At 63.9% G+C, this 14,066-nt stretch carries 4 protein-coding genes and 1 tRNA gene; 4 read left to right on the plus strand and 1 reads right to left on the minus strand.

Annotated elements, in window-relative coordinates; all coding sequences use genetic code 11:
* The first annotated feature begins 123 nt into the window (after positions 1–123).
* From ACUXVX_RS12075 to ACUXVX_RS12090, 4 genes are all read left to right on the plus strand, one after another.
* A tRNA-Leu gene (locus tag ACUXVX_RS12075) sits at positions 124–209 on the plus strand.
* A 1,062-nt stretch (positions 210–1,271) separates the two neighbouring features.
* Positions 1,272–5,258 (plus strand): Hint domain-containing protein, encoded by a 3,987-nt coding sequence (locus tag ACUXVX_RS12080; protein ID WP_446308494.1) that lies wholly within the window; start codon positions 1,272–1,274, stop codon positions 5,256–5,258.
* A gap of 484 nt (positions 5,259–5,742) precedes the next feature.
* Positions 5,743–7,197, plus strand: coding sequence for a Hint domain-containing protein (locus tag ACUXVX_RS12085; protein WP_446308495.1), 1,455 nt, complete (start codon positions 5,743–5,745; stop codon positions 7,195–7,197).
* Positions 7,198–7,479: 282 nt separating this feature from the next.
* Positions 7,480–13,347, plus strand: a complete 5,868-nt coding sequence (locus ACUXVX_RS12090) for a Hint domain-containing protein (protein WP_446308496.1) — start codon at positions 7,480–7,482, stop codon at positions 13,345–13,347.
* Positions 13,348–13,448: 101 nt separating this feature from the next.
* On the opposite strand, the gene ACUXVX_RS12095 is transcribed toward ACUXVX_RS12090, so the two are convergent.
* Positions 13,449–14,051, minus strand: coding sequence for a nucleotidyltransferase family protein (locus ACUXVX_RS12095; protein ID WP_446308497.1), 603 nt, complete (start codon positions 14,049–14,051; stop codon positions 13,449–13,451).
* Positions 14,052–14,066: the final 15 nt, after the last annotated feature.

Here is a 14,066-nt window from a genome sequence, read left to right on the forward strand (position 1 = left end):
TCTGTAAAATGAAGCGCCGAAGCGCGCCTGCACAGTAGGCTTCGGCAGGGCGCACGCAAGCGCGGAATGCGCGGCATGGATTGACCGGCGGAATGGGAGCAGGTATCGGGCGTGCGGTGCTGTGCCGGTGTGGCGGAATGGTAGACGCAGGGGATTCAAAATCCCCCGATGGCAACATCGTGAGAGTTCGAGTCTCTCCACCGGCACCAAGACTTCTCGATTGCGTGATTTGCCTCCGCTGGGAGACTTGTGCGTTTGCGCAGATGGGGGCGTTTTTGCGCCAGTTCAGGAGCGGAAAACGCGCCTCCTCGCTCTGCGGTTGAGAATTTCTTTCGTCTCGCCAATAGGTTGCAGTGCGGGTTCCGACAGGGCGATTTCGAGCCAGGTTCGCGCGCGCAGAATCGATTCGACGAAAATTCTGGCCTACCCCAACGTCAATCCGGGGCCTGTCCGGGCATTGGTGCAAAATCGCGAACACTTCTGCTCGCCTCATAGTTGACACAATCTCCGACACCAAAAATGTGATCTGGAGGGTTAACCGTTGCGAAACGCGAAACAATTTCAGGTCAAGCTTTGCATTCTGCTGAGGTGGCGCGGTGGGCGGGAAATCGCTCATAACATGTTAACTTACTGAATATACATCAAAAGCGCGACGACTGCCCTGCAGTTCAGACCCCGCACCGGGCCGACCAGCAGTTTCGCGAGGTGCGACAAAAGCGTGCCCAAATCTGGGCAGCTATGGATGCGCCCGGCACGCTTTTGCCCCAAAGGTGCCACTTTTCACTTCCGGGCCGGGCCGATGCATGGGTATACCGAACCTGCCCAACTGGGGGGCGAAGTTTGCTGGCTGCGGGGGCGGCCGCTCGATGACGCAGAGCACATTCTGCGGGATCGGTGCGTGTGCGCTGTCCCCATCTGACAGCCGAACACGATAGGTGAGGAAGCGACCGGTCGCTGCAGACCTGTGACCTTCCGAAAACCAAACCGGAGCGTTTGCTGGCGTTCCGGTCACCGTTCCCCTTTTGGCTGACGAGTGCGTGTCGCGCGGAACCGCTATTGGCCGGTATCGCCGCTCGGCGGGTGTGTAGTGAAGGAACGTTTGAAGGACGACGGACAAGGCAGTGCGAGCCTAGCTCGAGTGTAAGACAGGGCATTTCCCCTGTCGCCGCAGTTCCCGACCCATGGTGTTCGATCCGGCCGTTTGGGGCCGCTGGTGAAATGAAACGCGCGGGGTCGCTGCAGGCCGTATCCGCGTCGCAGGGGAAGATGTGATGACGAAGGTAACGCTGGACTTCAACGGCGAAAGTGCAGGCACCGTCATAGACGACGAGTATGCCTCCAAAGGCGTAACGATCTCTTCGATCGTTGACGGCAAGGTCAACTACTACAAGAGCCCGGCGATGATCTTCGACACGTCGAACCCGACGGGCGGCGATCATGATCTGGCCACCTCGAACCTCGGCAATGTGCTGATCATCTCTGAGGATGGCGACTCGAACGACCCCGATGACGAGGCCTGCGGCGGCACGCTGGTGTTCGATTTCACCGAAGAGGTCACCTTCCACTCGCTGACCCTGCTGGACGTGGAAGAGGGCGCCAAGATCAAGTTCTACGACGATAATGGCCACTACATGGGCTACCATTACGTCACCACCGCCAACAACGGCCAGTGCAACGTGGACTTCGGCAACATCGAAGGTGTCGGCAAGGTCGAGGTCGTGTTCAACGGCTCCGGCGCGGTCGACAACGTGTCGTACACCACGCCTGCGCCCGAAGGTGACGGCATCGTGGAAGGCACCGGCGGTGACGACCTGATCGACACCACCTACGAGGGCGACCCCGAGGGCGACAAGATCGACAACAATGATGCGATCCTGCCCGGCGAAGGCCCGAACGACGATATCGTTGTGGCCGGTGACGGCGACGACACCGTGCTGGCCGGTGAGGGCAACGACGAAGTCTATGGCAACGGCGGCTCCGACACGCTCGAGGGCGGCGCGGGCGACGATATCCTGATCGGCGATGCCTCCGGCCCCTATGGCAACGGCGCGGGTGCGACCACTTCGACCCAGGAAGCCTTCAAGTGGTCCGAGCTGAAGGACTACCACGGCGGCAGCCTGCAGAACGGCGAGAAGATCGTCAGCCAGAGCCAGGACACCGGCGAGAACGTGGTGACCCTGACGCTCAACAAGTCGTACGACAACACCTTCTCGACCGATCAGCAGAAGGTGCATTCGATCGATACCGGTGAGCTGCCGGGCGCCAATGCCCACTCCTCGCTGGAGAGCGAGCTGGACTACAAAGGCGACAGCCAGACCTACACGCTGGAGTTCGAGAAGGACGCCGAGAACGTGTCGTTCCGGGTGAACGACATCGACTTCGACAGCACCGTTGTCATCACCGCCTATGACGCGGAGGGCAACAAGATTCCGGTCGACATGAGCGCGGGCGACGGCGTTTCGCTCTACGACAACGACAGCGTGGCCGGTTTCGATACCGCCGTCTCCAAAGGCGGCGGCGCGGCCGACACCTCGCCGACCTACTCGGCGCTCGTCAGCGTGCCCGGCCCGGTGGCCAAGCTGGTCATCACCCACGTTCAGGACGGCCACAGCGACAGCGGCGTGAACGTGACCGACATATACTTCGACACCATCACTGGTGAAGGTGAGGGCGAAGGCGTGCCGGGCAATGACACCATCCTTGGCGGTCTGGGCAACGATTACATCGAAGGCAATGCAGGGGCAGATTACCTCGACGGTGGCGAAGGCGCCGATACGGTGCTGGGCGGTGACGATGCCGATACCATCGTCGGCGGCGCGGGCGACGTGGTTGATGGCGGCGCCGGTGGCGACGACAATGACACGCTCGACCTGACCCTCGGCAAGCCCTTCTACCTGAAGGATCTGGAGCCCGACTCCAACGGCAACGGCTGGAACGGCACGGTTGTCTACGTCGATGCCGACGGCAAGCCGACCGGCGAGACGATGACCTTCACCGAGATCGAAAACATCAACGGCACCCCGGCCAACCAGCTGCCGGTGGCGGGTGATGATGTGGCCAAGGGTGACATCCTGAACCCGGTCACGATCGACGTGCTCGGCAATGACACCGATCCGGATGGCGACACGCTGACCATCGACAGCATCACCCAGCCCGTCGCTGGCGGCACCGTGGTGGACAATGGCGATGGCACCGTGACCTTCACCCCAGATGGGACCGTGGATGGTGACGTGACCTTTGAATACACCGTCAGCGACGGCAAAGGCGGGTTCGACACGGCCACCGTGACGGTCACCCTGCGGGACGGGATCGTGGAAGGCACGGCGGGCAACGATTACATCGACGAGGCCTACGAGGGCGACCCCGAGGGCGACATGGTCGACGGCGGCGACAACATCTTTGGCGGCGGTCCGGACGATGACATCATTGACGCCGGAGCGGGCGATGATGTGGTCAAGGCCGGTGTGGGCGATGACGTTGTTTTCGGCGGTGACGGCAACGACAGCATCTACGGCCGCGGCGGCAACGACATCCTCGATGGTGGCGCTGGCAACGACTACATCGAAGGTGGCCAGAACGACGACATCATCGCCGGCGGTGAAGGCAACGACACCATTTACGGTCAGGGCGGCAACGACCAGATCGACGGTGGCGCGGGCGACGACTGGATCCGTGGTGGTCAGGATGCCGACGTGATCGAAGGCGGTGACGGCAACGACACCATCGACGGCATGAGCGGTGATGACACTCTCTCCGGTGGAGCCGGCGACGACACTATCCAAGGCGGTGGCGGCGAAGACCTCATCGATGGTGGCTCCGGCAATGACACGCTGATCGGCGGCAACAACAAGGACCACATCATCGGTGGCGACGGCTCCGATTACGTCGAGGGTGGCGGCTCTGATGACTACATCAACACCTCCGGCAATCTCGATGCCTATGGTGTGTCCGGCTCGCCCGATCAGGGCTATCCGGGCATCTGGGCGCCCGATGCGAACCCCTATGATGACCGCGACACCGTTTATGGCGGCGATGGCAATGACACCATCATCACCGGCGACGATGACGACTACATCGAGGGTGGCGCGGGCAACGACAAGATCGATGCGGGCTTCGACGACGACACCGTACTGGGTGGCGACGGCGACGACATCATCGTGGGCGGCGAGGGCAACGACTACCTCGACGGCGGCGCGGGCAATGACATCATCTATGGTGGCCTGAACCCGGTCTTCCCCGATGCTCTGAATATCCCCGATGACGCGGGCGATCTGCGCCCCGACAACGGCGATGACGTGATCCACGGCGGTGCCGGCAACGACACCATCTACGGCCAGGACGATGACGACCTGATCTACGGCGACGAGGGCGACGATTATATCGACGGCGGCGTTGACGACGACGAGATCTACGGCGGCACCGGCAATGACACGATCATCGGCGGCCAGGGCGTCGACAAGCTCTACGGCGATGATGACCGTGACACCTTTCTCGGTGGCAACGCGGGCGACCACGTTGACGGCGGCTCGGGTGGCGATGACTACGACACGCTGAACCTCACCGGCTCGGACGTGGACTACATCGAGTACACTTCGCCCGACCGCGAGGACGGCATCGTTCACTTCAACGATGGCGGCACGATGACCTTCGAGGAAATCGAGAACGTCATCCCCTGCTTCACCCCCGGTACGCTGATCGCGACGCCGCGTGGCGAGGTGGCCGTGGAAGAGCTGAAGGTGGGCGACAAGATCATCACCCGCGACAACGGCATCCAAGAGATCCGTTGGCTGGGCCGGACCGATGTGGACACGGTGGAGCTGATGAAGCGCCCCGCGCTGCGTCCGGTCCGCATTGCCAAGGGCGCGCTGGACGGCAACCTGCCGGAGCGTGACATGCTGGTGAGCCCGCAGCACCGCGTGCTGGTGGCCTCCGACCGCGCCGCTCTCTACTTCGAGGAGCGCGAGGTTCTGGTGGCGGCCAAGCATCTGGTGAACGGGGCTGGGATCGCAGAGGCGCAGGATGTGGCCTCGGTGACCTACATCCACTTCATGTTCGACCAGCATGAGGTGGTGCTCTCCGACGGAGCCTGGACCGAAAGCTTCCAACCCGGCGACTACACCCTCGACGGGCTCGACAGCGAGCAGCGCGAGGAGCTTCTGGCGCTCTTCCCTGAGTTGAAGGAAAAAGAGGGCCTCGCAGGCTACACCGCCGCGCGGAAGACCCTGAAGAAGCACGAGGCCCTGTTGCTCTCCGAGTGACCGGCCCAACGCCCGGCGGGCCATTGCGTCGCCGGGTGCCGTGCCGCTCCGGCTCCCGGTTGGGCCGGCGGGGCACTGAAGACCGATCCGCGCCCCGGTTGCCTTGGGGCGGGTCCGCAAGGGCCCATGGTGGCAACCGATCACGGGCGATCCCCGAGGGGACATATGCAGCCTGTCCGCGTGGTGAGAGCCACGCGGACAGTTCTTTGTTCGGGGAGGGGGATTCGCGGTGCCGCGCCGCAGAAGCCAAAAGGCGTGCCCAAGATTGCAGCAAACTCTGCGTTGCAGAGAAACTGACCCTGCGGAACTCACGGGATTGTTCACTGTTCGTGAACAGAACAGGGCGAAATGCCGCCACGTCACGAACAATTAGGCAGAAATTGCCCGGTTTTATGGTGTAACGGAGGCGCGCTGCTAACAGGTGCCGGACCTTGCTGCGCTGCCGCATAAGTATTGTCTGGCCGGATCCGTGGGGGATTTGAACATGGCCATCATCAATGGCACCAACAACGGTGAGACGCTGATCGGGACCGCCGTCGATGACATCATCAACGGCTTTGGCGGGAACGATACGATCTTCGCAGGTGCCGGAAATGATGTGATCTCTGGCGGCACGGGCGATGACACGGTTTATGGCGGGGCAGGCAACGACTTCTGGCTCGCAGACGGCACCGACAGCGGCAACGATACGGTTTATCTCGAAGAGGGCGATGACACAGCCGAACTCGGGTTTCTCTATCCCACGCTTGGCAGTGAGATCATCGACGGCGGCACGGGGAGTGACACGTTTTCCCTCGCAGGCAGCGCCGTCACCAACTTCAACCTGAACGCGACCATCTCCGAAAATGGCACGGTGACCGGCAACTGGATCACCACGGCGACCAATTTCGAGAACCTGCTGGGCGGCAACGGCAATAACATCCTGACCGGCAACTCGGCCGCCAACGTGATCAACGGCGGCGCTGGCAACGACCTGATCAATGGCGGTGGCGGCGATGACACGCTGATCGCCGGTGACGGGTTCGACACCGTGAATGGCGGCGCCGGGAATGACACGATCTTTGGCGGCGGCGACAACGATGTGCTGAACGGCGGCGACGATGCCGATACCTTCATCATCAACACCCTCGGCTCCTCCGGGATCACCGGCACCACGGTCAACGGCGGCTCGGGCGGAAACGACTTTGACACGCTGGATATCACCCCGCTGCTGGCGCAGGGCTTCGAGATTCAGAACCTCGTTCTGAACCCGGAAAACAACGGCCAACCCGGGTTCAACGGGCAAATCCAACTCTACAACCCGCTGACCAACACTTGGGCCAACGTCAACTTCACCGACATCGAAGAGATCATTCCCTGCTTCACGCCGGGCACGATGATCGCCACCGCCGAAGGCGAGGTGCCGGTGGAGACGCTGAAGGTCGGCGACCGGGTGATGACCCGCGACAACGGCCTGCAGACCATCCGCTGGGTCGGGCGCAAGACGCTCAACAAGGCCGCGCTGCAGCGCCAGCCCGAGCTGCGGCCGGTGCGCGTGGCCAAGGGCGCGATGGGGCAGGGGCTGCCCGAGCGTGACATGCTGGTGAGCCCGCAGCACCGCCTGCTGGTGACCGGCGATCATGCCGCGCTTTGGTTCGAGGACCGCGAGGTGCTGGTGGCCGCGCTGCACATGATCAATGACAGCACGATCCGCCGGGCCGATGTGGAGGAGGTGACCTATATTCACATCCTCTTTGATCAGCACGAGGTCGTGCTCTCCGATGGCGCGTGGACCGAGAGCTTTCAGCCCGGCGACCGCACGCTCGCGGGCCTCGACGGCGCGGCGCGCAACGAGTTGCTCACACTCTTCCCCGAGCTGTCGGCCCCGGAAGGCTGCAATGGCTACCTCGCTGCACGCCGGGTGCTGAAGCGTCATGAGGCGGCTCTGGTCGCGGTCTGAACGGCCCCGAAAACTCCATTTTGACGGGGGCTGAACGCCCCTCTGCAGCCAGGGGTAGAAATACTCCTAATGGTTGAAAATGCATGCTTTTTTTAACCTGCTGCCTCATTCCTGCCGCCAAATAACCCTTTGGTTTTCAGCTTTTCTCAAAGTTTTGCCGCTTTAGTCCGCCATATCCGTCCACGGGAAGGGGCCGCATTGGCTCTGCATGGACGTTTTTACCGACTGCGATGGTTGCAGAGACACCCACGCAAACGAAGGTGAAGAGCAGGACGCAACGCAATGGCGATTGGCTATAGAGTTAACCTCGGCAATGGCACGCTGAATAACGGCGATGCCATCCAGAGCGGGATGGAAGCCTTCTCCATCGACGAGACCATTGGCACCGGCCAGTGGCGCTGGTCGGGCACCTACACGGGCAACAACAACAACTACACCAACATCACCGATACCGGCACCTACTACCTGGGCACCGACGGCTTCGTTTACTTCGTCCCCAACAACTATTTCGTTGATCCGGTCTTCAGTGCGACCGCCACCAGCGCCCCGACCTACACGCCTGCCGCGCCCGGCCCGGTGGATGGCACCGCAGGCAATGACCTGATCGATGGCCAGTACGAGGACGCCCAGGGCGACGAGATCGACGGCAACGGCAACACCATCAACGCGGGCGGTGGCAACGATACGGTCGTAGCCGGCTCCGGCAATGACGTGATCGATGGTGGCACCGGGGCAGACACGATCTATGCCGGTGGCGGCGCCGATACCATCGTGGGTGGTGACGGCAACGATGTGATCCATGCCGACAATGCCAGCGTCAGCGCCACCAGCGAAACGCTGGACTGGACGGATCAGGGCGGCGACACCACCGATATCAGCGGCGGGTTCACCCAGAACACCGGCACGATGAACGTGACCGTCAGCATCGCCGACGATGGGGGTCTGACGGCGGCAGAGGTCTCGACCGACCAGCAATATGTGAACACCGGCGCGGGCGAGACCTTCGACACCAACTCCGCGCTCTACCTCGGCGGCGCGGGCAGCTCGCTCTCCAGCTTTGCCAACACGGCGACCGTAACCATCGATTTCGACGCCGCCGCCGGGTCGGGCATGGCGAATGAGGTGAGCAACGCCACCTTCCGGATCAATGACCTCGACCAGGGCGGCTGGGACGACCTCGTGACCGTGGTCGCCTATGACGCGCAGGGCAACGAGGTACCGGTCACCTTCCAGCTCGACGGCGACGACAGCATGTACGACGCCGACACCATCGACGGTGCGGGCAGCGGCTCGGCGGCGCAGTCGAACGGCTCGGCGCTGATCACCGTTGAGGGCCCGGTGGCGCAGATCATCGTCACCTATCAGAACGGTGGCAGCAGCGGTCAGGCGCTGTGGCTCACCGATGTGCAGTTCACCACGATCCCCGATGATGGCGGCTTCAACGATACCGTCTCCGGCGGTGCGGGTGACGATACGATCTATGGCTACGGCGGCGATGATACGCTGGATGGCGGCGCCAACAACGACACCATCCACGGCGGCGACGGCGATGACCAGATCCGCGGCGGCACCGGCGACGACACGCTGACGGGCGGCGCTGGCGATGATGACTTCATCGTCGAGAACGGCTTCGGCAATGACACCATCACCGGCGGCGAGACCGGCGAGAGCTTTGGCGACAGCATCGACGCCAGCGCGGTGACCGATGACCTGACCGTCACCTTCACCAGCCCCGAATCCGGCACGCTGGGCGATGGCACGGCCACCACCGGCTTTTCTGAGATCGAGACTGTCACCCTCGGCTCCGGCGACGATACCGTTACCGGTTCCACTGGTGACGATTACATCGAAACCGGGGCAGGGGCCGACACCGCCCAGATGGGGGCGGGCAACGATACCGTCGCGCTTGGCGCCGCAGATGGCGCGGTGGATACCGTTGTGATGGGCGATGGAGACGGCAATGACACCGTCTTCGACTTCGAGGCGCCTACTGCCAACGGCGATGGCACCTACACCGGCAATGACCAGCTCGATGTGAGCGACATGACCGATGCGGGTGGCGACCCGGTTTCGGTGCATGACGTTGCGGTGAGCGACGATGGCTTCGGCTCAGCGGTTCTGACCTTCCCCAATGGCGAGAGCGTCACGCTTGTGGGTGTGAGCGCCGCCGAGGCCGCCGATCCGATGTGGCTGATCGCCGCCGGCATCCCGGGCGACGGCATCGTCAGCGGTACTGCCGGCAATGACGTGATCGACGCAGGCTACACCGGCGATCCGCATGGCGACATGGTCGACAACGGCGATGCGATCCTGCCCGGCGAAAGCGGCGATGATGACATCATCGAAGCGGGCGCGGGCGATGACACCATCTATGCCGGGGCCGGGGACGACGAGGTCTATGGTGAGGCGGGTGATGACACCGTCATGCTCGAAGACGGCTTTGGCGCCGATACCATCACCGGCGGCGAGACCGGCGAGACCAATGGCGACACGGTCAATGCCTCGCTGGTGAGCGGCGACCAGACGGTGGTGTTCTCGGGCGCGGAGGCGGGCACGCTCACCGATGGCACCGACACCGCCAGCTTCTCCGAGATCGAGAACGTGGTGACCGGCGCGGGCAACGATACCGTGACCGGCGATGCGGGCGAACAGACGGTGTTTACCGGCGCGGGCGATGACAGCATTGCCCTCGGCACCGGGGCCGACACCATCTTTGCCGGTGCCGGCGACGATTTGATCACCCTCGGCGAAGCCTTCGGCAACGATCAGATCACCGGCGGCGAGGGCGGCGAGACGGCGGGGGACCTGCTCGATGCGGGCGGCATGACCTCGGGCGTCAATGTCACCTTCAGCGGCGACGAGAGCGGCACGGTCACCCAGGGCGGCAATACGGCGAGTTTCTCAGAGATCGAGCGCGTTGTCACCGGCAGCGGCGGCGATTCCGTCAACGCAACGGCGGCCACCGGCGGCGTGAACGTGGCCACCGGCGCGGGAGACGACAACATCGCTCTCGGCAGCGGCGACGACACGCTGGCTGCGGGCACCGGAAACGACTTTGTCTCCGTCTTCGACGGCTTCGGCAACGATAGCCTGCTGGGTGGCGAAGGCGGTGAAAGCCTCGTCTTCGGCGGATTGCTGGTGGGCGACGTGCTGCTGGCCAATGGCGTCACCAGTGACGTGACCCTCACCTTCAGCGGCCCCGAGGCAGGCACCATCTCGGACGGCACCGACACCCTGAGCTTCGCCGAGTTCGAGAGCATCACCCTCGGCTCCGGCAATGACACTGTCACCGGCTCCGCCGGTGCCGACCTGTTCGATACCGGCGCGGGCACCGATACGGTGAACGCGGGCGCAGGCGATGACACCTACGGCCTCGGCACCACAGGCGATTTCGCCACGCCGGACGGCGCGGCCGACACCATCATCTTTGCCGATGGCGATGGTGAAGACACCGTCTATTTTTTCGACGCGCCCACCGCCAACGGCGATGGCACCTATACCGGCATCGACCAGATCGACGTGTCCGGCATGACCGATGCCGATGGCAACCCGGTCACGGTGCAGGATGTGGTGGTCAGTGACGATGGCTCCGGCAACGCGGTGCTCGGCTTCCCCAACGGCGAGAGCCTGACGCTGATGGGCATTGCGCCCACCGCAGCGATGGACCCGTTCTGGCTGATCGCGGCGGGCATCCCCTATGACGGGATCGTCGAGGGCACCTCCGGCGATGACGTGATCGACGCCAGCTATTCGGGCGACCCGCATAGCGATGTCATCGACGGGTTCGATAATTTCAACGACCCGATGACCGGCCTGAACAGCGATATCGTTCATGCGGGCGACGGCGACGATGTGATCAACGCCGGGGAGGGTGACGACCTCGTTCTCGGCGAGGGCGGCGACGATACCTTCCAGATCTCCGGCTATTTCGATCAGGACAACTTCATCGGTGGCGAGACCGGCGAGACCAACGGCGACACGCTGGACACCACGGCGATCGGCGCGGGCAGCATGTCCATCACCTACAGCGGTGACGAAGCGGGCAGCCTGAGCCATCCCGATGGAGGCGTGGATTTCTCGGAGATCGAGAACATCACCACCGGCGGCACCGATGATTTGATTGACGCCACTGCCACCACCGGCGGCATCAACGTATCGACCGGCGCGGGCGACGACGGCGTGCGCGGCGGCTCCGGCGATGACGTGGTCGATACCGGCGAGGGCAACGACAACTTTGTCATCACAGATGGTTGGGGCACTGACAGCTTCAACGCGGGCGAAGATGCGGGCGGCGGCGATCAGGATATTCTCTGGGCCGATGCCGTCACTGCCGATCTGACCCTCGACCTGAGCGCCTCGCCGGAAGACGGCACGCTGACCGATGGCACCAACACGGTCACCTTCACCGGGGTCGAAAGCTACGTGCTCGGCTCCGGCGATGACACGGTGATCGGCTCCGACAGCACCGAAACCACCGTTTTCCTCGGCGCGGGTGCCGACACGATCGACGCGGGTGCGGGCGACGATGCCTATCACCTCGGCGCCGATGGCGATGCTGATACGCTCATCTTCGCCGATGGCGACGGGTCCGATTACGTTTTGGGCTTCGACGCGCCCACCGACAACGGCGATGGCACCTTCACCGGGGTCGACCAGATCGACGTGTCCGGCATGACCGACGCGGGCGGCGACCCGGTGTCGGTGCATGACGTGGTGGTCACCGATGACGGCTCGGGCAACGCAGTGCTGAGCTTCCCCGGCGGCGAAAGCCTGACGCTGGTGGGCATCAGCCCCGCTGATGCGGCCCAGCCGATGTGGCTGATCGCGGCAGGCATTCCGGGCGATGGCATCGTCAGCGGTACGGCGGGCGACGATGTGATCGACGGTAGCTATGCCTCGGATCCGCATGGTGATTTCGTCGATGCGGGCGATGCGATCCTGCCCGGCGAGGCCGCGAATGACGACATCATCGAGGCTGGCGCCGGGGACGATACCATCTACGCCGGGGCCGGGGATGACGAGGTTTACGGCGAGGACGGTGACGACCGCTTCGTGCTGGAAGACGGGTTTGGCGCCGATGTGATCACCGGCGGCGAGGGCGGCGAGACCACGGGCGACACGCTCGACACCACCCCGGTGACCGGCGATGTGACTATCACCCTCACCGGGGCCGAGGCTGGCACCGTGACCGACGGCACCGACACTTCCAACTTCTCCGAGATCGAGAATTTCGAGACCGGCGCCGGGGCCGACACCATCGATGGCGCCGCGGCCACCACCGGCTTCACCGCCAATACCGGCGCGGGTGATGACGTGCTGATCGGTGGCGACGGCGCCGATACGCTGTTGGGCGGTGACGATGCCGACACCTTCTACGCGGGTGATGGCGACCACGTGCAGGGCGGCGAGGGCGGCGTGGACGCCGACGTGCTCGACCTGACCAGCGCTGGCCCGACCCGCGTGATCTATGACGAGAGCGACCCCGAGAGCGGAACCGTCGAGTTCCTCGACGGGACGGGCAATGTGACCGGCACGATGACCTTCTCCGAGATCGAGACGGTCAACTTCATCCCCTGTTTCACGCCCGGCACCATGATTGCCACGCCCGAAGGCCCGCGCCCGGTGGAAGAGCTTGGCCCCGGCGACCGGGTGCTGACTCGTGACCACGGGGTGAAGCGCCTGCAGTGGGTCGGCCAGCGGCTGCTGAATGAGCATCACCTCAAGGCCAACCCGCGGCTGATGCCGGTGCTGATCAAGACCGGTGCCCTGGGCTACGGCCTGCCGGAGCGCGACATCATGGTGAGCCCGCAGCACAAGATGCTGATCTCCGATGCCCGCGCCGAGATGCTCTTTGGCGAGCATGAGGTGCTGGTGTCTGCGGTCCATCTCGTTGGCCTGCCGGGGATCGAGCAAGTGCAGGTGGAAGAGGTGATCTACATCCACATCATGTTCGACGCCCATGAGATCATCATGGCCGAGGGGGCCTGGACCGAGAGCTACCAGCCCGGCGCCCACGTGCTGGGCGAGATGGAGGACGAGCAGCGGGAGGAAATCTTCGAGATCTTCCCCGAGCTCCGCGCGGATGCCAACTCCATCGTCACGGCGCGTATGGCGTTGAAAAAGCGGGAAGTTACGGCGCTTTTCCACTGAGTTGAGCCGGACCGGTGGGTGGCCAGCCCCCCACACCGAGGCCTTAAGTGGGGGGCCAGTCCCCCACACCCCCCGGAGATATTTACAGCAAGAAAATGAGGTCAGTTGGGCGTGTTGGTGGCCTTGCGCCAAGCCGCCCAAGCCTCTGGCGTGTCGAGGTCGAGCCGGGCGCGCTGGCCTTGCAGGGGCGTGAGGCGGACGCGGTCGCCAGCAGAGGCGACGACGGATTTGGCGCCGTCATCCCCGTGGAGTTGTTCGATTTCAGCGTAGAGCTTTGACGAGAAGATAACAGGATGGCCGGGCTTGCCATCAGCCGTGGCGCCGCGCCAGATCAGCGCGTCGGGGTGGGTCTGTTGGCTTGTGATCACGGCGCGCAGGTCGTCCTCGGTCAGCTCGGGCAGGTCGGCGAGGAGGAGCATGAAAGCCGGGGAATGTGGCAGGGCCTCGAGCCCGGCGCGGAGGGAGGCGTTCATGCCTTCGGCGGCGTCGCGCACGGTGAGCGGGCGGGCGGCGGTGTCTTGGATCGCGGCAAAACGGGCGGGGCGGTCTGGCGGCAGGGCGACGAGGGTGAAGTGACTGACTTTGCACGCCATTTCAGCAACGCGGCTGAGCAAGGGTTTGCCGTGGATCGGCTCGAGCAGCTTGTCGCGCGGGGCCATGCGGGAGGCGGCCCCGGCGGCGAGGATGAGGATCGGCAGGGTCATGGAATTGTGTAGCCC

It is taken from the genome of Vannielia sp. SX4 (assembly GCF_052828525.1).